The 22,334-nt window shown below is 57.6% G+C and carries 15 protein-coding genes and 5 tRNA genes; 18 read left to right on the top strand and 2 right to left on the bottom strand.

The window, feature by feature from the left end; all coding sequences use genetic code 11:
- Positions 1-22: 22 nt before the first annotated feature.
- Positions 23-964 carry a type I pantothenate kinase gene (coaA, locus tag HNR62_RS11965; protein WP_204796318.1) on the bottom strand — a complete coding sequence of 314 codons (942 nt, stop codon included), beginning with the start codon at positions 962-964 and terminating at the stop codon, positions 23-25.
- Positions 965-1,277: 313 nt separating this feature from the next.
- Between coaA and HNR62_RS11960 the strand changes: the two genes are divergently transcribed.
- The 18 genes from HNR62_RS11960 (at position 1,278) to cysG (ending at position 21,350) form a co-directional block, all read left to right on the top strand.
- A tRNA-Thr gene (locus HNR62_RS11960) sits at positions 1,278-1,353 on the top strand.
- A gap of 9 nt (positions 1,354-1,362) precedes the next feature.
- Positions 1,363-1,447 (top strand) — tRNA-Tyr (locus HNR62_RS11955).
- 71 nt (positions 1,448-1,518) lie between these two features.
- A tRNA-Gly gene (locus HNR62_RS11950) sits at positions 1,519-1,593 on the top strand.
- A gap of 3 nt (positions 1,594-1,596) precedes the next feature.
- A tRNA-Thr gene (locus tag HNR62_RS11945) sits at positions 1,597-1,672 on the top strand.
- A 109-nt stretch (positions 1,673-1,781) separates the two neighbouring features.
- Positions 1,782-2,966, top strand: a complete 1,185-nt coding sequence (gene tuf / locus HNR62_RS11940; protein WP_204796317.1) for an elongation factor Tu — start codon at positions 1,782-1,784, stop codon at positions 2,964-2,966.
- Between the two features lie 52 nt (positions 2,967-3,018).
- Positions 3,019-3,095 (top strand) — tRNA-Trp (locus tag HNR62_RS11935).
- A 65-nt stretch (positions 3,096-3,160) separates the two neighbouring features.
- Entirely contained in the window at positions 3,161-3,532 is a 372-nt protein-coding gene (gene secE / locus HNR62_RS11930; protein WP_204796316.1) for a preprotein translocase subunit SecE, read from the top strand.
- Between the two features lie 9 nt (positions 3,533-3,541).
- Positions 3,542-4,090 (top strand): transcription termination/antitermination protein NusG, encoded by a 549-nt coding sequence (nusG, locus tag HNR62_RS11925; RefSeq protein ID WP_204796315.1) that lies wholly within the window; start codon positions 3,542-3,544, stop codon positions 4,088-4,090.
- 128 nt (positions 4,091-4,218) lie between these two features.
- Entirely contained in the window at positions 4,219-4,647 is a 429-nt protein-coding gene (gene rplK, locus HNR62_RS11920; RefSeq protein WP_204796314.1) for a 50S ribosomal protein L11, read from the top strand.
- 4 nt (positions 4,648-4,651) lie between these two features.
- Positions 4,652-5,347 (top strand): 50S ribosomal protein L1, encoded by a 696-nt coding sequence (gene rplA / locus HNR62_RS11915; protein WP_204796313.1) that lies wholly within the window; start codon positions 4,652-4,654, stop codon positions 5,345-5,347.
- A gap of 241 nt (positions 5,348-5,588) precedes the next feature.
- Positions 5,589-6,092, top strand: coding sequence for a 50S ribosomal protein L10 (gene rplJ / locus HNR62_RS11910; protein WP_204796312.1), 504 nt, complete (start codon positions 5,589-5,591; stop codon positions 6,090-6,092).
- 54 nt (positions 6,093-6,146) lie between these two features.
- A complete protein-coding gene (rplL, locus tag HNR62_RS11905) occupies positions 6,147-6,509 on the top strand; it encodes a 50S ribosomal protein L7/L12 (RefSeq protein WP_204796311.1) in 363 nt (120 codons plus the stop codon).
- 223 nt (positions 6,510-6,732) lie between these two features.
- Positions 6,733-10,761: a DNA-directed RNA polymerase subunit beta gene (gene rpoB, locus HNR62_RS11900; protein ID WP_204796310.1), complete on the top strand. Its 4,029-nt coding sequence runs from the start codon at positions 6,733-6,735 to the stop codon at positions 10,759-10,761.
- A gap of 87 nt (positions 10,762-10,848) precedes the next feature.
- Positions 10,849-15,060, top strand: coding sequence for a DNA-directed RNA polymerase subunit beta' (rpoC, locus tag HNR62_RS11895; protein WP_204796309.1), 4,212 nt, complete (start codon positions 10,849-10,851; stop codon positions 15,058-15,060).
- A gap of 455 nt (positions 15,061-15,515) precedes the next feature.
- Complete coding sequence (locus HNR62_RS11890) at positions 15,516-17,312, top strand: assimilatory sulfite reductase (NADPH) flavoprotein subunit (RefSeq protein ID WP_204796308.1); 1,797 nt, start codon at positions 15,516-15,518, stop codon at positions 17,310-17,312.
- On the top strand, positions 17,312-19,015 hold the full coding sequence (gene cysI / locus HNR62_RS11885) for an assimilatory sulfite reductase (NADPH) hemoprotein subunit (protein ID WP_204796307.1): 1,704 nt from the start codon (positions 17,312-17,314) through the stop codon (positions 19,013-19,015). Before HNR62_RS11890 ends, cysI begins: the two co-directional genes overlap by 1 nt.
- Positions 18,993-19,772, top strand: a complete 780-nt coding sequence (locus HNR62_RS11880) for a phosphoadenylyl-sulfate reductase (RefSeq protein WP_239552768.1) — start codon at positions 18,993-18,995, stop codon at positions 19,770-19,772. The genes cysI and HNR62_RS11880 overlap by 23 nt, the downstream gene beginning before the upstream one ends.
- A gap of 168 nt (positions 19,773-19,940) precedes the next feature.
- Positions 19,941-21,350, top strand: coding sequence for a siroheme synthase CysG (gene cysG, locus HNR62_RS11875; RefSeq protein WP_204796306.1), 1,410 nt, complete (start codon positions 19,941-19,943; stop codon positions 21,348-21,350).
- Positions 21,351-21,757: 407 nt separating this feature from the next.
- Here cysG and ppa read toward each other — a convergent pair whose 3' ends face one another.
- Positions 21,758-22,288, bottom strand: coding sequence for an inorganic diphosphatase (ppa, locus tag HNR62_RS11870; RefSeq protein ID WP_204796305.1), 531 nt, complete (start codon positions 22,286-22,288; stop codon positions 21,758-21,760).
- Positions 22,289-22,334 lie beyond the last annotated feature (46 nt).

Here is a 22,334-nt window from a genome sequence, read left to right as displayed (position 1 = left end):
TCCCTAACCCCTAATCCCGTTTTTATTTTTTGAGCCACACCTGATCTATGCCGTGTTCTCTGCCCTTGGTGAGAATGAGCTCGGCCCTGTCCTTGGTGGGCAGGATATTCTGCTTCAGGTTCTTGTAGTTGATTTCCTGCCAGATGCGGCTGGCAGTGGTGATGGCCTCTTCTTCCGACAGCCGGGCATAATGATGGAAGTATGACTCGGGGTTGCTGAAGGCACCGGAACGCAGCGTGAGAAAACGCTCCACATACCAGGTTTTCAGCAGCCGCTCGTCCGCATCCACGAAGATGGAAAAATCCACGAAATCAGACACAAATACCCTATGCGGCTCGTGCGGATAATCCATGCCGCTCTGCAGCACGTTCAGGCCTTCGATAATCACGATATCCGGCTGCTCCACCACGACTTCCTGTCCCGGCACCACATCATAGCTCAGGTGAGAATACACCGGCGCCGTGACCCTGGGTTTGCCGGACTTGATATCGGAGACAAACTGTACCAGCCGGCGAATATCATAAGACTGGGGGAAGCCTTTCTTGCGCATCAGCCCCCGTTCTTCAAGCACCGCATTGGGATAGAGAAAGCCGTCGGTCGTCACCAGTTCCACCTTGGGATGCTGAGGCCAGCGCTCCAGCATGGCCGCAAGAATACGCGCCGTGGTGCTTTTGCCCACCGCGACCGATCCGGCGATGCTGATGATATAGGGCACGTGACGGGGTTCTTTACCGAGAAACTGATCCAGCACCCGATTACGGCGCTGCTTGGCCTTGATGTAGAGGTTGAGCAGGCGGGACAGGGGCAGATAGATGTCTCTGACTTCCGCCAGTGACACCTTGTCGTTGATACCCCGCAGACGCTTGAGTTCTGCTTCGCTCAGGGGCTGATGTATCGCATCGCGTAATTCTGACCAGGTTTCGCGAGAAAAGGCCAGATAGGGGGAATAGTTGTCTATCGTCATGGGCGTGTCCTGTGGGTGCCCGAGGACGATACACTATGGTTCGGGAGTGAACAAGGCGAGGTTCGAGGGCGAACAAGGCGGGGTTCGAGGGTGAACAAGGCGGCAAAGGGTTACAGCCGGAGCCGTAAACCGCGCTTTTATGCCGGTGAGCATGCCGGTGAACGGCGAATACCCGACCCGCCGCGGGGGAGGCGACGTCAAAAGGGGCTTGATTTGTTGTTTTTTTGCTCATTCGAACCCGCAACTGAAAAAACTTGCGGTAAAGGTATTGCATAGAGTCATGGCCTTGCCCTAGAATTCCGCTCGCTCAAGTGCCGGCATAGCTCAGTTGGTAGAGCAACTGACTTGTAATCAGTAGGTCCCGAGTTCGACTCTTGGTGCCGGCACCATTAAAATCTGGAGGGGTTCCCGAGTGGCCAAAGGGATCAGACTGTAAATCTGACGGCTCAGCCTTCGCTGGTTCGAATCCAGCTCCCTCCACCACATTTCCGGATTTGTCCATCGCGACGGGTTCGAAATAAAACAGCCAATCGCTGTTAAAAGTAAAGCGTATTGCGGGCATCGTATAATGGCTATTACCTCAGCCTTCCAAGCTGATGATGCGGGTTCGATTCCCGCTGCCCGCTCCAGTTGCTGATATAGCTCAGTTGGTAGAGCGCACCCTTGGTAAGGGTGAGGTCCCCAGTTCGAATCCGGGTATCAGCACCACTTCTTTGCTCCTCTAGCTCCCCATACATCAAGCCTGTTTTTGCTATATACTTTCTAATTGCGATTCGCGTGGTTTAGTTGTGCCACACAACCAGTTAGAGGGACGAGCATGTCTAAAGAAAAATTTGAGCGTAATAAACCGCACGTAAACGTCGGCACCATAGGCCACGTTGACCACGGTAAAACGACCCTGACCGCTGCCATCACCAATGTCCTTGCCAAACAGTGGGGCGGCGCTGCCCGTGCCTTCGACCAGATCGATAACGCTCCCGAAGAAAAAGCCCGCGGTATCACCATCGCCGCTTCTCACGTCGAGTACGACACCGAAGCACGTCACTACGCCCACGTTGACTGCCCCGGCCACGCCGATTACGTTAAAAACATGATCACCGGTGCTGCCCAGATGGATGGCGCCATCCTGGTGGTTGCCGCGACCGACGGCCCCATGCCGCAAACTCGTGAGCACATACTGCTGGCCCGCCAGGTAGGCGTACCTTACATCGTTGTGTTCATGAACAAGTGTGACATGGTCGACGATGAAGAGCTGCTCGAGCTGGTGGAAATGGAAGTGCGTGAACTGCTGTCCGAGTACGATTTCCCGGGTGACGATATTCCGGTTATTCAGGGTTCTGCGCTGAAAGGCCTGGAAGGCGACCCCCAGTGGGAACCGAAGATTCTGGAACTGGCCGCTGCTCTGGATTCCTACATCCCCGAGCCCGAGCGTGCCGTTGACGGTGCCTTCCTGCTGCCGATCGAGGACGTGTTCTCCATCCAGGGTCGTGGTACCGTGGTGACCGGTCGTGTCGAGCGCGGTATCGTTAAAGTGGGTGAAGAAGTGGAAATCGTGGGTATCAAGGATACCGTCAGGACCACTTGTACCGGCGTTGAAATGTTCCGCAAGCTGCTGGACGAAGGCCGTGCCGGCGAGAACGTCGGCGTGCTGCTGCGTGGTACCAAGCGTGAAGACGTCGAGCGTGGTCAGGTGCTGGCCAAGCCGGGCTCCATCAACCCGCATACCGGCTTCGAATCCGAAGTCTACGTGCTGTCCAAGGAAGAAGGCGGTCGTCACACGCCGTTCTTCAAGGGCTACCGTCCCCAGTTCTACTTCCGTACCACCGATGTGACCGGTACCATAGAACTGCCGGAAGGCGTTGAAATGGTCATGCCCGGCGACAACATCCAGATGGTGGTCAACCTGATTGCGCCCATCGCGATGGAAGAGGGTTTGCGCTTCGCGATTCGTGAAGGTGGCCGTACCGTGGGTGCCGGTGTAGTCGCCAAAATCATCGAGTAATTGCGCTTACAATCGCATCGGAAAGCCCCTATAATAGGGGCTTTCTTGTATTAGGGGCGTAGTTCCAATTGGTAGAACGGCGGTCTCCAAAACCGACGGTTGGGGGTTCGAGTCCCTCCGCCCCTGCCATTTACCTCGCCAACAGCGGGGTTTTCGCGTCTGTGACAGACTTCAAGTTTTTAGACAGGTAGCTTATGAGTGTAAACACCGAGAGCCAGGGCGGGGCCAAAGACACCCTGTTATGGGGGCTGGTTTTCATCATTTTGATCGCAGCCGTGGTCGCCAACTATATCTACAGTGACCTGGCGGTGGTTATTCGCGCTGCCGGTGTCGTGGTGGCGGCCGGCGTAGCCGGTGTGCTGGCCTATCAGACCCAGAAAGGCAAGAACAGCTTTGCCTTTGCCAAAGAATCCCGTCTGGAAATGCGTAAAGTGGTCTGGCCGAGCCGCCAGGAAGCGATCCAGACCACCCTGATTGTATTGGCCGTCACCGCTCTGGTTGGCCTTTTTCTGTTTTTGCTGGATGGCCTGCTGGTGTGGCTGGTCAATCTGGTCACCGGAGTATAAGGATTAACCATGTCAGAACCAGAACAAAGAATGCGTTGGTATGTGGTCCAGGCGTTTTCCGGGTATGAAGGTCGCGTTGCCAAGACGCTGCGTGAATATATCAAGATGCAGGACATGGAAGAACAGTTCGGCGAAGTGCTGGTTCCTACCGAAGAAGTGGTAGAAATGCGCGCCGGCCAGAAACGCAAAAGCGAACGCAAATTCTTCCCCGGCTATGTGCTGGTGCAGATGCAGATGAACGATGCCACCTGGCACCTGGTGCGCAGTATTCCCCGGGTGATGGGCTTTATCGGTGGTACCCCCGAGCGTCCGGCACCGATTTCCGACAAGGAAGCGGACGCCATCCTCAACCGTCTGCAGGATGCGATCGACAAGCCGAAACCCAAGACCCTGTTCGAGCCGGGCGAAGTGGTTCGGGTCTCCGACGGTCCCTTTGCCGACTTCAACGGCGTGGTGGAATCGGTCGATTACGAGAAGAGCCGGGTCAAGGTATCGGTACTCATCTTCGGTCGTTCTACACCGGTGGAGCTGGAGTTCGGTCAGGTAGAAAAATCCTGAGCGAAATTCAGCCATAAAACTTGCGAGGGGCGGCAAATAAAACTACAATCTGCCGCCCTTTTAACACTGGGGAGCCGTTCTGGAGCCAGACTCCGAGGCGTTATCACCCATTAACGAGGTATTAAACAATGGCTAAGAAAGTACAAGCCTACATCAAGCTGCAGGTTGCAGCCGGTGCAGCTAACCCGAGTCCGCCCGTTGGTCCCGCTCTGGGTCAGCACGGCGTTAACATCATGGAATTCTGTAAGGCGTTCAACGCTCGTACAGAAAGCCTGGAAAAAGGCTCGCCGATCCCGGTTATCATTACCGTGTACAGCGACCGCTCTTTCACCTTCGAAACCAAGACTCCGCCCGCAGCCTACCTGCTGCTGAAAGCGGCTGGTCTCAAGTCCGGTTCCGGCAAGCCCAACACCGATAAGGTGGGTACCGTTACCCGCGCTCAGCTGGAAGAAATTGCCGGCGTGAAGCAGCAAGACATGACCGGCGCCGATCTGGATGCTCGTGTTCGTTGTATCGAAGGTACTGCCCGGTCCATGGGCCTGGTAGTGGAGGGCTAAGACGATGGCTAAACTGACTAAGCGTATGCGTACTATCCGTGAGCGTGTAAGCGCCACCAAAGAGTACCAAATCAACGAAGCCGTTGCCCTGCTGCAAGAGCTGGCTACCGCCAAATTCGTAGAAAGCATCGATGTTGCCGTTAACCTGGGCATCGACGCGCGTAAATCCGACCAGAACGTACGTGGTGCTACCGTACTGCCGAACGGCACCGGTCGTGACGTTCGCGTTGCCGTATTCGCCCAGGGCGCCAACGCCGAAGCCGCCAAGGCTGCCGGTGCCGAACTGGTTGGTATGGACGATCTGGCCGACCTGGTCAAGAAAGGCGAAATGGACTTCGACGTCGTTATCGCTTCTCCCGATGCCATGCGCGTTGTGGGTCAGCTGGGTCAGATCCTGGGCCCGCGCGGCCTGATGCCGAACCCGAAAGTAGGTACCGTGACCCCGAACGTAGCCGAAGCCGTTAAAAACGCCAAGGCCGGTCAGGTGCGCTACCGCAACGACAAGAACGGTATCATCCACACCACTATCGGTAAGGTTGATTTCGACGCTGAAAGCCTGAAAGGCAACCTGGAAGCCCTGCTGGGTGCGCTCAAGCGCGCCAAGCCTGCTTCCGCCAAAGGCGTGTTCATCAAGAAAGTGACGCTGTCCACCACCATGGGTGCCGGCGTGACTATCGAACAGGCTAGCCTGGACGCTTAATAAGCATTTACAAGGCGCACTGATTCCCGTAGAATTTTGCGCCTTGTGATTTGGTTGGGGGCTTCGACTCCCGTCCAAGACCGCTGGAGACTTTAACGTCTTAATTTTCCAGCGTAGATGGTGCCGGGACCCAGTTAGAAAGCATTCCTTTCTTCTGGAATCTGCCACCTTGGTGCCCCTTGTGAATAAGGGGCGTGTGTTTAATCTGGGTATATCCCAGGTGGATCCAGGAGTTTAGCCAATGGCATTAAGACTCGACGACAAAAAAGCAATTGTTGCTGAAGTCAACGAAGCTGCCAAGGGCGCCCTGTCTGCGGTAGTTGCCGATTCTCGTGGCGTTACCGTGGCTGCCATGACCACACTGCGCAAGCAAGCCCGTGAAAACGGAATCTACCTCAAGGTAGTCCGTAACACGCTGGCTCGCCTGGCCGTGAAAGAGACCAGCTATGAATGCCTGAACGAGGTATTTGTTGGTCCTACCCTGATTGCGTTTTCCAACGAACACCCGGGCGCTGCCGCTCGTCTGTTCAAGGATTTTGCCAAAGAGCAAAACGCTTTCGAGGTGAAAGGTCTGGCATATGAGGGCGAGTTCATCCCCGCAGCCGATATTGACCGTCTCGCAAAACTGCCGACTTACGACGAAGCAATTGCGAAGCTGATGGCGACTATGAAAGAAGCCTCCGCTGGCAAGCTGGTTCGTACCATCGCTGCCCTGCGCGACAAGAAAGAAGCCGAAGCCGCCTAAGCTGTTTCTGGCTGCTTGATTACCGAAAACTTCAGAACATTAGGAATTTGAGTCATGTCTATCACTAAAGACCAAATCATCGAAGCCGTTGCAGAAATGTCTGTAATGCAAGTTGTTGAACTGATCGAAGCAATGGAAGAGAAGTTCGGCGTTTCTGCCGCTGCTGCTGTTGCCGTTGCCGGCGAAGCTGCTGTTGTTGAAGAGCAGACCGAATTTGACGTTATGCTGACTGCAGCTGGCGCCAACAAGGTTTCTGTTATCAAAGCCGTACGTTCTGCTACCGGTCTGGGCCTGAAAGAAGCCAAGGGCCTGGTTGAAGCCGCTCCGTGTGCTGTTAAAGAAGCACTGAGCAAAGGCGAAGCCGAAGCACTGAAGAAAGAACTCGAAGAAGCCGGTGCTTCTGTTGAGCTCAAATAAGCTAGACTATAGCTTAGCGGCCTGAGCAATCAGGCTAGGGCTGGTGAATCTTTATTCACCGGCCCTTTTGCGCTGTGGGATGAGAGGAATTTTCACATCGTTTCTACCTCTCGTTGTACCAGCCACCGGGTGTTGTCGAGACGTCCGGTCTGACAAAAAACGATGTTTTAGAGCTGTCCCATTTGGACAGAGTGGGTCACTTATCAGCGAGCTGAGGAACCCTATGGTTTACTCTTACACAGAGAAAAAGCGCATTCGTAAGGACTTCGGTAAACGTGACCAGGTCTTGGACACGCCTTACCTGCTATCAATCCAGCTTGACTCCTTCAAACAGTTTATTGAAGCAGATCCGCAAGGCGAGTACGGACTGGAAGCGGCTTTCCGCAGCGTTTTCCCCATCACCAGCTATTCCGGCACTGCCGAATTGCAGTATGTCAGTTTCCGTCTGGGCGAGCCCGTGTTTGACGTGCAGGAATGTCAAATCCGCGGAGTTACCTATTCGGCACCGCTGCGTGTTAAGTTGCGGATGGTCCTGTATGACAGAGAGGCTGCGGCCGGTACTGTCAAGGACATCAAAGAGCAAGAAGTCTACATGGGCGAAATCCCGCTCATGACTGAAAACGGTACCTTCGTCATCAATGGTACCGAGCGGGTAATTGTCTCCCAGCTGCACCGCAGCCCGGGTGTGTTTTTCGATCACGATCGTGGCAAGACCCACTCTTCCGGTAAGGTCCTGTATAACGCGCGCGTGATCCCCTACCGTGGTTCCTGGCTCGATTTTGAGTTTGATGCGAAAGACAACCTGTTCGTTCGTATCGACCGTCGTCGCAAGCTGCCCGCGTCCATCATACTGCGCGCGCTGGAGTACAGCACCGAAGAGATCCTGGAGCTCTTCTTCGAAACGACCCGTTTCGAGGTGACCGACGGCAAATTGATGATGGAGCTCAAGCCCGATCGTCTGCGTGGTGATACCGCCTCTTTCGACATCCTGGTGGATGGCGAAGTGCTGGTGGAAACCGGACGCCGCATTACTGCCCGCCATATCCGTCAACTGGAAAAGGCCGGCATCGACAAACTTGAAGTGCCGGTGGAATATGCCGTCGGTAAAGTGGCCGCCAAGGACTATATCAACGCCGATACCGGTGAAGTGATTATCCCTGCCAACAGCGAGCTGAGCCTGGAAAACCTGGCCAACCTGTCTGTGGCCGGCATCAAGCAGTTCGAGACCCTGTTCACCAACGAACTGGATCACGGCGCCTACATGTCCGAGACCCTGCGTATCGATTCTTCCAACAGCCGCCTCGAGGCGCTGGTGGAAATCTATCGCATGATGCGTCCCGGCGAGCCGCCGACCCGCGAAGCGGCCGATACCCTGTTCGAAAACCTGTTCTTCTCCGAAGACCGTTACGATCTCTCCACCGTAGGCCGGATGAAATTCAACCGTCGCCTGTTCCGTGATGAGTCTACCGGTGCCGGTACCCTGACCAAGTCCGATATCGTCGACGTGATGAAGCGTCTGATCGATATCCGTAACGGCAACGACGAAGTGGACGATATCGACCACCTGGGTAACCGTCGTATCCGTTCCGTGGGCGAAATGGCAGAGAACCAGTTCCGCGTCGGTCTGGTCCGCGTCGAGCGGGCGGTGAAAGAGCGTCTGTCTCTGGGCGATCTGGACACCCTGATGCCGCAGGATCTGATTAACGCCAAGCCGATTTCGGCGGCCGTTAAGGAATTCTTCGGTTCCAGCCAGCTGTCCCAGTTTATGGATCAGAACAACCCGCTGTCGGAAGTGACCCACAAGCGCCGTATTTCGGCCCTGGGCCCGGGCGGTCTGACCCGTGAGCGCGCCGGCTTTGAAGTGCGAGATGTACACCCGACCCACTACGGTCGTCTGTGTCCCATCGAAACGCCTGAAGGTCCGAACATCGGTCTGATCAACTCACTGGCCTGTTACTCGCGCACCAACGAATACGGTTTCCTCGAGACCCCGTATCGCAAGGTGAACGACGGCCAGATTACCGATGAAGTGGATTACCTGTCCGCCATCGAGGAAGGTCACTTCGTGATCGCCCAGGCCAACGCGGCCATCGATGAAGAAGGCCGTCTGCTGGACGAACTGGTTCCGTCCCGTCACAAGGGTGAAGCCACCTACATGAATGCGGACCAGGTTCAGTACATGGACGTGAGCCCGCAGCAGATCGTGTCTGTTGCTGCCTCCCTGATCCCCTTCCTCGAGCACGATGATGCCAACCGGGCCCTGATGGGTTCGAACATGCAACGTCAGGCCGTACCGACCCTGCGCGCCGACAAGCCGCTGGTAGGTACCGGTATCGAGCGCGCGGTGGCGGTAGACTCCGGTGTGACCGCGGTCGCCAAGCGTGGCGGCACCGTCGACTACGCCGATGCGTCTCGCATCGTGGTCAAGGTGAACGAAGAAGAGATGCTGCCGGGCGAAGCCGGTATCGACATCTACAACCTGACCAAATACACCCGTTCCAACCAGAACACCTGTATCAACCAGCGTCCCTGCGTGATGCCGGGCGAGCGGGTACTGGCCGGTGACGTACTGGCCGATGGCCCGTCCACCGATCTGGGCGAACTGGCGCTGGGTCAGAACCTGCGCGTCGCCTTCATGCCCTGGAACGGTTACAACTTCGAAGATTCCATCTTGCTGAACGAGCGGCTGGTTGAAGAAGATCGTCTGACCACCATTCACATTCAGGAACTGACCTGTATCTCCCGTGACACCAAACTGGGTCCGGAAGAGATCACCGCCGATATCCCCAACGTGGGTGAAGCGGCGCTGAGCAAGCTGGATGAGTCCGGTATCGTCTACGTGGGGGCAGAAATGCAGCCCGGCGATATCCTGGTCGGCAAGGTCACGCCGAAAGGCGAAAGCCAGCTGACCCCCGAGGAGAAGCTGCTGCGAGCCATCTTCGGTGAGAAGGCCTCCGATGTGAAGGACTCTTCACTGCGGGTGCCCAACTCCGTATTCGGCACCGTCATCGACGTGCAGGTCTTTACCCGTGATGGGGTGGAAAAAGACAAGCGTGCTCAGGACATCGAGCACATGCAGCTCAAGCAGGCCAAGAAAGATCTGACCGAAGAGTTCAGCATCCTCGAAGACGGCGTTTACGCGCGTGCCCGTAATGTGCTGATCGCCTCCGGTGTCAGTGCGGCCCAGGTCGATAAAATTGCCCGTAATCAGTTGCTGGAACAGGCAATCGACGACGAAGCCAAGCAAATCGAGCTGGAACAGCTCGCCGAGCAGCATGCCGAGCTGAAAGCCGACTTCGACAAGAAGTTCGAAAACAAGCGTCGCAAAATCACCCAGGGCGATGATCTGGCCCCGGGCGTACTGAAAATCGTCAAGGTGTACCTGGCGGTGAAGCGTCGCATCCAGCCCGGTGACAAGATGGCGGGTCGTCACGGTAACAAGGGGGTTATTTCCACCATAGTACCGGTAGAAGACATGCCGCACGATGAACACGGCACCCCGGTCGATATCGTACTGAACCCGCTGGGCGTACCGTCGCGGATGAACATCGGTCAGATCCTCGAAACGCACATGGGCCTCGCGGCCAAGGGTGTGGGCGAGAAAATCGACCGCATGATCAAGGAACAGCAAGAGCTGGCCCGGCTGCGCGAGTTCATCCAGGAAGTTTATAATCTGGGTGACAAGGTGCAGCAGAAAGTGGATCTGTCCACCTTCAGCGACGAAGAAGTCCGGGTGCTGGCCAACAACCTGCGCAAGGGTGTGCCGATTGCCACGCCGGCCTTTGATGGTGCGAGTGAGCAAGAAATCAAGCGCCTGCTGAAGCTGGCCGATCTGCCGGAATCCGGTCAGATCACCCTGTTCGACGGTCGTACCGGTAACACCTTCGAGCGTCCGGTCACCGTGGGCTATATGTACATGCTGAAGTTGAACCACCTGGTGGACGACAAGATGCATGCCCGTTCTACCGGTTCCTACAGTCTGGTTACCCAGCAGCCGCTGGGTGGTAAAGCCCAGTTCGGTGGTCAGCGTTTCGGTGAGATGGAAGTGTGGGCACTGGAAGCATACGGTGCCGCCTATACTCTGCAGGAAATGCTGACCGTCAAGTCGGACGATGTTAACGGTCGTACCAAGATGTACAAGAACATCGTGGACGGCGATCACCGTATGGAGCCGGGCATGCCCGAGTCCTTCAACGTATTGTTGAAGGAAATTCGCTCCCTCGGTATCAACATCGAGCTGGACGAAAGTTAAGGCGACAGACTGCCTCGGAAATAACGGCGCCCCTATCTTCTTCGGGAGAGTGGGGCGCCCAGGTAGAACTCCTCACAGGAGACTAACGTGAAAGACTTGCTTAAGTTTTTGAAAGCGCAGAATAAGACCGAAGAGTTTGACGGTATCAAAATCGGTCTGGCTTCGCCGGACATGATCCGCTCTTGGTCCTATGGCGAAGTCAAGAAGCCAGAGACCATTAACTACCGTACCTTCAAGCCGGAGCGTGACGGCCTTTTCTGTGCCCGGATTTTCGGTCCGGTCAAGGACTATGAGTGCCTGTGCGGTAAGTACAAGCGCCTCAAGCACCGCGGTGTTATCTGCGAAAAATGTGGCGTCGAAGTTACCCAGACCAAGGTACGCCGTGAGCGCATGGGTCACATCGAGCTGGCCAGCCCGGTTGCCCATATCTGGTTTTTGAAGTCCCTGCCCAGCCGTATCGGCCTGTTGCTGGACATGACCCTGCGTGACATCGAGCGGGTACTGTACTTCGAATCCTTCGTCGTTATCGAACCGGGTATGACCAACCTGGAGCGGAGCCAGATGCTGTCTGAAGAACAGTACCTGGATGCGCTGGAAGAATGGGGTGATGAATTCGACGCCAAGATGGGTGCCGAAGCCGTACTGGCTTTGCTGCGCGACATCGATCTGGAAAGCGAAATCAACACCATGCGCGAAGAGCTGGGTCAGACCAACTCCGAAACCAAGCGCAAGAAGATCACCAAACGCTTCAAGCTGATGGAAGCCTTCTTTGGCTCGGGCAACAAGCCCGAGTGGATGGTCATGACAGTGCTGCCCGTGCTGCCGCCGGACCTGCGTCCGCTGGTACCGCTGGACGGTGGCCGTTTCGCGACCTCGGATCTGAACGATCTGTATCGTCGAGTGATCAACCGTAACAACCGTCTGAAGCGCCTGCTGGATCTGGCCGCGCCCGATATTATCGTGCGCAACGAAAAGCGCATGCTGCAGGAATCCGTGGATGCACTGCTGGACAACGGTCGTCGCGGCCGCGCCATCACCGGCTCCAACAAGCGCCCGCTGAAGTCCCTGGCCGACATGATCAAGGGTAAGCAGGGTCGTTTCCGTCAGAACCTGCTGGGTAAGCGTGTCGACTATTCCGGTCGTTCCGTTATTACCGTGGGTCCGACCCTGCGTCTGCATCAGTGCGGTCTGCCCAAGAAGATGGCGCTTGAGCTGTTCAAGCCCTTCATCTACGGCAAACTGGAAGCGCGCGGCCTGGCCACCACCATCAAGGCGGCCAAGAAAATGGTCGAGCGCGAAGAAGCCGTGGTCTGGGATATCCTGGACGACGTGATTCGCGAACACCCGGTACTGCTGAACCGGGCACCGACCCTGCACCGTCTGGGTATCCAGGCGTTCGAGCCGGTGCTGATCGAAGGCAAGGCGATTCAGCTGCACCCCCTGGTGTGTGCGGCCTATAACGCCGACTTCGATGGTGACCAGATGGCGGTACACGTACCGCTGACCCTGGAAGCCCAGCTCGAAGCCCGTGCCCTGATGATGTCCACCAACAACATACTGTCACCGGCCAACGGCGAACCCATCATAGTGCCGTCCCAGGACGTGGTACTGGGGCTGTACTACATGACCCGCGACAGGATCAATGCCAAGGGCGAAGGCATGTTGCTGACCAGCGCGAAAGAGGCCGAAAAGGTCTATCGTGCCGGCCATGCCGAACTGCACGCCCGGGTCAAGGTGCGCATCACCGACTACGAGAAAATGGAAAACGGTGACATGGTTGAGCGTACCGCCATCCACGATACCACCGTCGGTCGTGCCATCCTGTCCCTGATCGTGCCCAAGGGCATGCCCTTCGAGCTGATCGATCAGGCCATGGGCAAGAAGCAGATCTCCAAGCTGCTGAACGGCTGTTACCGTCGTCTGGGTCTGAAGGATTGCGTTATCTTCGCCGATCAGCTGATGTACACCGGTTTCCATTACGCCACCCTGTCCGGTGTCTCTGTCGGTATCAACGACATGGTGATCCCGGATGCCAAGAAAGACATCATTGCCGATGCCGAAGCGGAAGTGACCGAGATTCAGGACCAATTCCAGTCAGGTCTGGTTACCGCCGGTGAGCGTTACAACAAGGTTATCGATATCTGGGCCAGCGCCAACGAGCGCGTGTCCAAGGCGATGATGGAAAACCTGTCGAAAGACGTGGTGGTCAACCGTGACGGCAAAGAAGAGCTGCAGGATTCGTTCAACAGCATCTTCATGATGGCCGACTCCGGCGCTCGAGGCAGTGCCGCCCAGATCCGTCAGTTGGCGGGTATGCGGGGTCTGATGGCCAAGCCGGATGGCTCCATCATCGAAACGCCCATCATCGCGAACTTCCGTGAAGGTCTGAACGTACTGCAGTACTTCATCTCGACCCACGGTGCCCGTAAGGGTCTGGCGGATACGGCACTGAAGACCGCTAACTCCGGTTACCTGACTCGTCGTCTGGTCGACGTGGCCCAGGATCTGGTGATCACGACCGACGACTGTGGCACCTTGAATGGCTTGTGGATCACCTCCCTGATTGAAGGTGGTGACGTGGTCGAGCCCCTGCGCGAGCGGGTGCTGGGTCGCGTGGTTGCGGAAGACGTGATCAAGCCGGGTACCGAAGACGAAATCATGGTTGCCCGTAACACTCTGCTCGACGAGAAGTGGTGTGACGAGCTGGAAGAAAACTCCGTCGACCGGGTCAAGGTACGCTCCGTTATTACCTGTGATAACGACCATGGCGTCTGTGCCCACTGTTACGGTCGTGACCTGGCCCGTGGCCATCTGGTGAACCAGGGCGAAGCGGTCGGTGTTATCGCCGCTCAGTCCATCGGTGAACCCGGTACCCAGCTGACCATGCGGACCTTCCACATCGGTGGTGCGGCCTCGCGGGCGGCGGCAGAAAACAGTATCCAGGTGAAAAACGCCGGTACCGTCAAGCTGCAGAACGCCAAGTTCGTTACCAATGCCGATGGCAAGACCGTTATCGTGTCGCGTTCTTCCGAACTGAATATCATCGACGAGATGGGTCAGACCCGGGAAAACCACAAGCTGCCCTATGGTGCCCTGCTGGACAAGGCAGACGGCGAAACCGTGCAGGTTGGCCAGCTGGTCGCGACCTGGGATCCGCACACCCACCCGATCGTGACCGAGGTGGCGGGCCACATCAAGTTCATCGACATGATCGACGGCGTGACCATCAGCCGTCAGACCGACGAACTGACCGGTCTGTCCAGCATAGTGGTGATGGATGTCAACGAGCGTCCGAGCTCCGGTAAGGAGCTGCGTCCGACCGTTAAACTGATTGACGACAACGGCAAGGATGTATTCATTCCCGGTACCGACCTGCCTGCTCTCTACTTCCTGCCTGGCCGCGCCATCGTCAGCCTGGAAGATGGCGCCGTGGTGAACGTGGGTGACGCGGTTGCGCGTATCCCGCAGGAATCCAGTGGTACCAAGGACATCACCGGTGGTCTGCCGCGGGTTGCCGACTTGTTCGAAGCCCGTCAGCCGAAAGAACCGGCCATTCTGGCCGAAGTGTCCGGCACCATTTCCTTCGGTAAAGAGACCAAAGGCAAGCGCCGTCTGGTCATTACCCCGCTGGAAGGTGGCGATGCCTACGAAGAGATGATTCCGAAATGGCGTCACCTCAACGTGTTCGAAGGTGAAAAGGTCGAAAAAGGCGAAGTACTGGCCGACGGTCCCGAATCTCCCCACGATATTCTGCGTCTGCGCGGTATCAGCCCGGTGGCGAACTATATCGTCAACGAGGTACAGGAGGTTTACCGTCTGCAGGGCGTTAAGATCAACGACAAGCACATCGAGACCATAGTGCGTCAGATGCTGCGTCGTGCCGAGATCCTGAATGCCGGTGACTCCGACTTCATCACCAGTGAACAGGCCGAAGTGGTCCGTATCCGTCAGGCCAACCGTGCACTGGAAGCCGAGGGCAAACAGCCTGTGGTCTTCCGTCACGTGCTGATGGGTATCACCAAGGCCTCTCTGAGCACCGAATCCTTCATCTCGGCGGCGTCCTTCCAGGAAACCACCCGAGTGCTGACCGAAGCAGCCGTCTCCGGCAAGGTAGATGATCTGCGCGGCCTGAAGGAAAACGTGATTGTGGGCCGCCTGGTACCTGCCGGTACCGGTTTCGCCTACCATCAGGGCCGCCATGCCAACCGCAATCCGGAACAGCCGATGACGGTATCGGCTGACGAAGCCGAACAGAACCTGGCCAACCTGCTGAACGCGGCCGGCGGCAACGAAGAATAGCAACGAAGAATAAAGTTATCTCGACTCGCTGATAAGACAAGGGCTCCCGCAAGGGGGCCTTTTTTTTTGGCAGGATTTTGCGACTGAAGCTGCGACTACAGAATGGTGCCATATGTAGGCACTGCTGTAGGCGATGCTTCAGCTTCGCAATGTGGCGTAGCCACATCCTGCAATATCGCGTCGCGATATCTTTGCTCCGATACTGCATATCTCACCCTATAACGATAACCAATCACGGCTCTGGGTTGGACCTGTGCGTCAGATCCTGCTGCGCAGGATTTCGCGGCTGAAGCACGCGACTACATTCGTGCAATATGTTGGCAGCGACGCTGCTTTCAGCTCGGCGGTTCGCCTGGTTATGCCTTTAAAGTATAAAAAATCATCTTTTATTCTTTATTGTTTATCCTTGCCTTGGCTTAAGCTGTAAGCAATCTGGAAAAGTGGAAGTGAATGTCATGCTTTTAAAGGAACTCGCGGCGTCTGCCAGCCCGCTCAACGAACAGCAAGTCCATAAGCTTACTCAGGTGGCAGCCGAGTTGAGTGCGACTCAGCTGGCCTGGGTCAGCGGTTATTTTTACGGCATCAGCCAGCAGCAGGGCGGCGTTTCCGTACCGGCGGCGGCCGCACAGCCTGCCGGCAAGCTGACCATTATCTATGCCTCTCAGACCGGTAACGCCAAGGGCGTGGCCGAAGCACTCAAGGCTCAGGCCAGTGCCAGTGGTGTGGCGGTCGATCTGTTCAACGCAGCCGATTACAAGATCAAGCAGCTCAAGAAAGAGACCCATGTTCTGATCGTCGCCAGCACCAATGGTGAGGGGGAGGCGCCCGATGATGCCATCGAGTTCCACAAGCAACTGAAAGCCGGCAAGGCCGGCAAGCTGGACGGTCTGCACTACGGTGTGCTGGGACTGGGCGACTCTTCCTACGAGTTTTTCTGCCAGACCGGCAAGGACTTCGACGAATACCTGAGCAAGGCCGGGGCGACTCCTTTACTGGGCAGGCTCGATTGCGACGTGGACTACGATGCGGCCGCCGAGAGCTGGAGCCAGTCTGTGGTTGCGTTGGTAAAGGATGCGCTGCAGCTGGAGGCCGCCAATGAAGCAGCTCCGGTGGTGCCTCTGACTCAGGGTGCGGCCAGCCTGTACAACAAGAAGAACCCCTTTGCTGCCGAGCTGGTGACCAATCAGAAGATCACCGGCCGGGATTCCGACAAGGATATCCGTCATTTCGAGATCTCGCTCGACGGCTCGGATCTGAGCTACCAGCCCGGCGATGCCCTGGGTATCTGGTTCAGCAACGACGAAAGCCTGGTCGATGCCCTGCTGGCATTGGTGGAACTGGCGCCCGAGACCCCGGTCAAGGTGGGTGACGAGTCGCTCAGCCTCCGCGAGGCGCTGGTCAACCACTACGAGCTGACCCAGGGTTACGCCAGCTTCGTGCAGGCCTATGCCGAATGGTCTGACAGCGAGAAACTGAAGGCGCTGCTGGAAGACAAGGCGGCCCTGCGCGAATATTGCGCCAACCACCAGATCCTGGACATAGTTCGGGAGCAGCCTGCCAGCCTCACCGCCGAGCAGCTGCAGGGGGCCCTGCGTCGCCTGACCCCGCGCCTCTACTCCATTGCTTCGTCTCAGGCGGAAGTGGAAGATGAGGTGCATCTGACCGTGGGCGTGGTGCGTTTCGAGCAGGACGGCGAAGCCCGTGCCGGCGGTGCTTCTTCCTTCCTGTCGGATCGACTGGAAGAAGGCGGCCAGGTACGGGTCTTTGTCGAGCACAACGACAATTTCCGCCTGCCGGCCAACGACGACACCCCGGTGATCATGGTGGGTCCCGGTACCGGCATAGCGCCTTTCCGCGCCTTCATACAGGAGCGGGAAGCCCGGGAGGCGGCGGGCCAGAACTGGTTGTTCTTCGGTAATCCGCACTTTACCCAGGACTTCCTCTATCAGACCGAATGGCAGCGTTACGTCAAGTCCGGCCTGCTCAACAAAATCTCGCTGGCCTTCAGCCGGGATCAGCAGGAAAAGGTCTACGTTCAGCACAAACTGCGCGAACAGGGTGCCGAAGTGTATGCCTGGCTGGAGCAGGGTGCCCACTTCTATGTGTGTGGCGATGCTAACAAGATGGCCAAAGACGTACACGAGGCCCTGATCGAACTGGTGGCCGAGCACGGCAACAAGAGCCGTGAGCAGGCCGAAGACTATATCGATGCGCTGCGCAGCGCCAAGCGTTACCAGAGGGATGTTTACTGATGAGCGAACAAAAACTGTCCGACAACGAGCGCCTCAAGCGCGAGAGCCACTTTCTGCGCGGCACCATAGCGCAGGATCTGCAGGACGAACTGACCGGTGGCTTCAACGGCGACAACTTCCAGCTGATCCGCTTTCACGGCATGTATCAGCAGGACGATCGCGATATCCGCAACGAGCGTACCGCCCAGAAGCTGGAGCCCCTGCACAACGTCATGCTGCGTGCCCGCCTGCCCGGCGGTATCATCACCCCCGAGCAGTGGCTGGTGATCGACCGGTTTGCCGAAGAGAGCAGCATTTACGGCAGCATTCGCCTGACCACCCGCCAGACCTTTCAGTTTCACGGCGTGCTCAAGCGTGACATCAAGCACATGCACCAGCTGCTGAACAGCACCGGCATCGACTCCATCGCCACCGCCGGCGACGTCAACCGTAACGTGCTCTGTACCAGCAATCCGGTCGAGTCCGAGTTGCATCAGGAAGCCTACGAGTGGGCCAAGAAGATCTCCGAGCACCTGCTGCCCAAGACCCGTGCCTACACCGAAATCTGGCTGGACGGCGAGCGGCTGGATACCCCGGACGAAGAGCCCATCCTCGGCTCCAACTACCTGCCGCGCAAGTTCAAGACCACGGTAGTGATACCGCCGCAGAACGACGTGGACGTGCACGCCAATGACCTGAACTTCATCGCCATCGCCGACAACGGCAAGCTGGTGGGCTTCAACGTGCTCGTGGGTGGTGGTCTGGCCATGACCCACGGCGACAACGCCACCTATCCGCGCAAGGCCACCGACTTCGGGTTCATACCCCTGTCGCACACCCTGGAAGTCGCCGCCGCCGTGGTGACCACCCAGCGCGACATGGGTAACCGCAGCAATCGCAAGAACGCCAAGACCAAATACACCCTGGAACGGGTCGGGGTCGAGGTGTTCAAGGCGGAAGTCGAGAAGCGGGCCGGTATCAAGTTTGCCGACACCCGTCCCTATGAATTTACCGAACGCGGTGATCGTTTCGGCTGGGTGGAAGGCATCGATGGCAAGCACCATCTGACCCTGTTTATCGAAAACGGCCGTCTGCTGGATTATCCGGGCAAGTCGCTGAAGACCGGCATGCGCGAGATTGCCAGGGTGCACAAGGGCGACTTCCGCCTGACCGCCAACCAGAACCTGATCATCGCCGGCGTGGCCGCCGAGGATAAGGCTCAAATCGAGCGGCTGGCACGGGAACACGGTCTGCTGGAAGAGGGTGTATCCGAGCAGCGCAAGAACTCCATGGCCTGTGTGGCGCTGCCGACCTGTCCGCTGGCGATGGCCGAAGCGGAGCGTATGCTGCCCGCCTATGTCACCGACATCGAAGGCCTGCTGGCCAAACATGGCGTGGCCGATGAAAACATCATCTTCCGGGTCACCGGTTGCCCCAACGGCTGTGGCCGGGCCATGCTGGCCGAAATTGGTCTGGTGGGCAAGGCGCCGGGGCGCTACAACCTGCACCTGGGCGGTAACCGGGAAGGTACCCGCATTCCGCGCATGTACCGGGAAAACATCACCGACGCCCAGATCCTGGAAGAGATAGACGGCCTTATCGGTCGCTGGGCGACCGAGCGGGAAGCGGGCGAAGGCTTCGGTGACTTCGTGATCCGGGCCGGCATCATAGCGCCGGTGATAGACTCAGCGAGGGATTTTTATGACAGCAACAATGGTCTCTAGTTTGTTGCCCAGCCTGGATGAGCTGAACCGGTTGTCCCGGCTGGAACAGGAGGAGTCACTGGCTCCCCTGAACCGGCAACTGGCGGCCATGACGGCCGCCGAGCGGGTGCGCTGGGCGCTGGATAATCTGGAAGGGGAGCCGGTGCTCTCCTCCAGTTTCGGTATTCAGGCGGCGGTGATGCTGCATCTGGTGACCCAGGAGAAGGCCGACATACCGGTGATCCTCACCGATACCGGCTATCTGTTTCCGGAAACCTATCGTTTCATCGACGAACTGACCGAGCGGCTGGGGCTCAACCTCAAGGTCTATCGGGCCGCCAGCTCGGCGGCCTGGCAGGAGGCCCGTTACGGCAAGCTGTGGGAGCAGGGCGTCGAGGGCATCAGCCGCTACAACCAGCTCAACAAGGTGGAGCCGATGCAGCGTGCCCTGCGCGATCTGCAGGCCGGCACCTGGTTTTCCGGCCTGCGCCGCAGCCAGTCCGATACCCGCGGCAAGCTGCAGGTGCTGGGGCTGCAGAACGGCTTGTTCAAGTTTCTGCCGATCATCGACTGGAGCAACAAGGACGTTCACTACTACCTCAAGGAATTCGATCTGCCGTATCATCCCTTGTGGGAGCAGGGCTATGTCTCGGTCGGCGATGTGCATACCACCACCAGGTGGGAGCCGGGCATGAACGAAGCCGATACCCGCTTCAATGGCCTGAAGCGTGAATGCGGCCTGCATGAAACCCCCGAGTCAGACGGCAGCGGTATCTGACCGAACAGCACGGGCCGGCACCGGTCGGCCGTGCTTCTTTATCCCTTATCCTTGACCGCTCCCGCCTCCTTAATTCCAGTTTGGCATAAAAAGTCATTTTATATTCTTTTGTGCGCTAGTCATTTCTGTTTATAGTCGTTCTATCTCAATGCATCAACGGAGCCGGCCATGGAACATCTGCCCCTGTTTATCAAAATCAAGCAACGCCCTTGTCTGGTGGTGGGTGGTGGTGCCGTGGCGGCCCGCAAGGTCCGGGTGCTGCTGGCGCGGGGGGCCCGGGTCACGGTCGTGGCCCCCGCGCTTTCTCCCGAGTTGCAGCAGCTGCAGGGGCAGTTTGTCTGGCAGAACGCTGTGTTTTCCGAAAGCGACCTCGACGACCAGTTTCTGGTGGTGGCCGCGACCGACAGCAGCGAGGTCAACGCCCGTGTCTATCAGCTCGCCAATCGGCGTGGCCTGCTGGTCAACAAGGCCGACGACAGCAAGCGCTCGGCGGTGATCTTTCCTTCCATTATCGAGCGTCTGCCGATACAGGTGGCCTTCAGCACCGGTGGCGATGCGCCCTGGCTGGCGCGTCTGTTGCGGGCCAGGCTGGATGCCCTGCTGCCGAAACACTGGGGTCAGCTCAGCCAGGTGGCGGGAAAAGTGCGACAAAAGGTCAAGCGGACGCTGAGCAGCAGCGATGCACGGCGTCGGTTCTGGGCCCGAACCCAGGACGATTCGACCCTGAATGCCTTTCTGAAGCAGGGCAACCTGGCCGCTGCCGAGCTGTGGCTGCAGCAAGAAATAGAGCAGGAGATGCAGGCGCCCCAGACCGGAGAAGTCATTCTGGTGGGGGCAGGCCCCGGTGATCCGGACTTGCTGACCGTCAAGGCCCTGAACGAATTGCAGAAAGCCGAGGTGGTGCTGTTCGATCAACTGGTGTCGGAAGAGATACTGGCGCTGATCCGCCCCGAGGCCGAGTTGATCTCGGTGGGCAAGAAAGCCGGTCATCACAGCGTACCCCAGGATCAAATCAATCGGTTGCTGGTGGAGCAGGCCCAGGCCGGCAAGCGGGTGGTGCGGCTGAAAGGGGGCGATCCCTTCATGTTCGGTCGCGGCGCCGAAGAGCTGCAGACCCTCAAAGCCGCCGGCATTCGCTATCAGGTGGTGCCGGGTATTACCGCCGCCGCCGGTGCCACCGCCTATGCGGGTATTCCCCTGACCCACAGAGATCATGCCCAGAGTGCGGTCTTCATCACGGGTCACTGCAAAAAAGACGGCAAGGAGCCGGACTGGGCCTCGCTGGCCCGCAGTCGCCAGACCCTGGTGATCTACATGGGGCTGATGCGCTCGGCGCATATTCAGCAGCGGTTGATCGAACAGGGCCTGGATGCCGCCACCCCGGTGGCGCTGATCGAACGCGGCACCACGGCGCAGCAGCGGGTGGTACGCGGTGAACTCAGGGAGCTGGGTGCCCTGGCGGAGCAGGTGGTCAGCCCCTCTCTGATGGTGATTGGCGAGGTGGCGGCATTGGCCGACTCTCTGGCCTGGTTCAATCCCCGGCCCGACACCGAACTCGGGCAAGAACAGTACGCCTGAAGAAATGCTCCATCAAGGATCAGGAATAAGGTGCGGCTGCAGAGTCGCACCGGATTAACTGGTTCGCCTCACCCCTCGCCTCACGCTTTTCGACATTCGCCGTTTTAGTATTGATAGACCCCCCATTGTTAACCATGTTGCTGTTGTGTTAAAATTAATTCCTGTATTTTGAAAGGAGCGCCGGATGTTCATGCAACAAATTCTGAAAGGTAAACCCGGCATGGGCAGGTTGCTTCTGTTGGTCGCTTATCTCTCAAGCCTGGGAATACTGGCGACCATCATCGCCATCATGGAATAAGCCCCGCAGGCCGGGTTCCGTTCGCAATATCTGCTGTCTGCGGCGTTCGTCGCCGGCATAAAAAAAGAGCACCGAAGTGCTCTTTTTACGTTTTGTCACCAGCAGGCAATCAGGCCTGGTTGTAACGCTCGGCGGAGCTGATGATCTCGGCAACGGCCGAGGCTTTATCTTCCCAGCCTTCCACTTTCACCCATTTGTTGGCTTCCAGCTCCTTGTAGCGCTCGAAGAAGTGCTTGATCTGGGCCTTGAGCAGCTCGGGCAGGTCGTTGACGTCCTGAATATGGTCGTATTCCTTGGTCAGCTTGCTGTGCGGCACCGCCACTATCTTGGCGTCTTCACCGGACTCGTCGGTCATCTTCAGTACGCCCACCGGGCGGCAGCGGATCACGGAGCCGGGCACCAGCGGGTGCGGCGTGGGTACCAGTACGTCAACCGGGTCACCGTCCAGAGACAGAGTCTGGTTTACGTAGCCGTAGTTGCAGGGATAGAACATGGGGGTAGACATGAAACGGTCGACAAAAATCGCCCCTGTGTCTTTATCTACTTCATATTTGATGGGATCGGCATTCTGCGGGATCTCGATCACTACATAGATATCTTCGGGCAGGCTCTTTCCGGCCGGTACCTGGTTCAGGCTCATGACGTTTCCTTTAGTGTTGTCTGTGACGGGTTGATAACCGAGTTGA

Origin of the sequence: Oceanisphaera litoralis (genome assembly GCF_016907015.1) — a bacterium.
Taxonomy (GTDB): domain Bacteria; phylum Pseudomonadota; class Gammaproteobacteria; order Enterobacterales; family Aeromonadaceae; genus Oceanimonas; species Oceanimonas litoralis.
The sequence above is the reverse complement of the archived record's forward strand: the minus strand, read 5'-3'. Positions and strand labels throughout refer to the sequence as shown.

Bases quoted from the DNA above. Each gene is read 5' to 3' on its own strand.
- rplA (WP_204796313.1), top strand. From the start codon at position 4,652: ATGGCTAAACTGACTAAGCGTATGCGTACTATCCGTGAGCGTGTAAGC.
- cysI (WP_204796307.1), top strand. From the start codon at position 17,312: ATGAGCGAACAAAAACTGTCCGACAACGAGCGCCTCAAGCGCGAGAGC.
- nusG (WP_204796315.1), top strand. From the start codon at position 3,542: ATGTCAGAACCAGAACAAAGAATGCGTTGGTATGTGGTCCAGGCGTTT.
- coaA (WP_204796318.1), bottom strand. From the start codon at position 964: ATGACGATAGACAACTATTCCCCCTATCTGGCCTTTTCTCGCGAAACC.
- rplL (WP_204796311.1), top strand. From the start codon at position 6,147: ATGTCTATCACTAAAGACCAAATCATCGAAGCCGTTGCAGAAATGTCT.
- secE (WP_204796316.1), top strand. From the start codon at position 3,161: ATGAGTGTAAACACCGAGAGCCAGGGCGGGGCCAAAGACACCCTGTTA.
- HNR62_RS11880 (WP_239552768.1), top strand. From the start codon at position 18,993: ATGACAGCAACAATGGTCTCTAGTTTGTTGCCCAGCCTGGATGAGCTG.
- rplK (WP_204796314.1), top strand. From the start codon at position 4,219: ATGGCTAAGAAAGTACAAGCCTACATCAAGCTGCAGGTTGCAGCCGGT.
- tuf (WP_204796317.1), top strand. From the start codon at position 1,782: ATGTCTAAAGAAAAATTTGAGCGTAATAAACCGCACGTAAACGTCGGC.
- cysG (WP_204796306.1), top strand. From the start codon at position 19,941: ATGGAACATCTGCCCCTGTTTATCAAAATCAAGCAACGCCCTTGTCTG.
- HNR62_RS11890 (WP_204796308.1), top strand. From the start codon at position 15,516: ATGCTTTTAAAGGAACTCGCGGCGTCTGCCAGCCCGCTCAACGAACAG.
- rplJ (WP_204796312.1), top strand. From the start codon at position 5,589: ATGGCATTAAGACTCGACGACAAAAAAGCAATTGTTGCTGAAGTCAAC.
- ppa (WP_204796305.1), bottom strand. From the start codon at position 22,288: ATGAGCCTGAACCAGGTACCGGCCGGAAAGAGCCTGCCCGAAGATATC.
- rpoB (WP_204796310.1), top strand. From the start codon at position 6,733: ATGGTTTACTCTTACACAGAGAAAAAGCGCATTCGTAAGGACTTCGGT.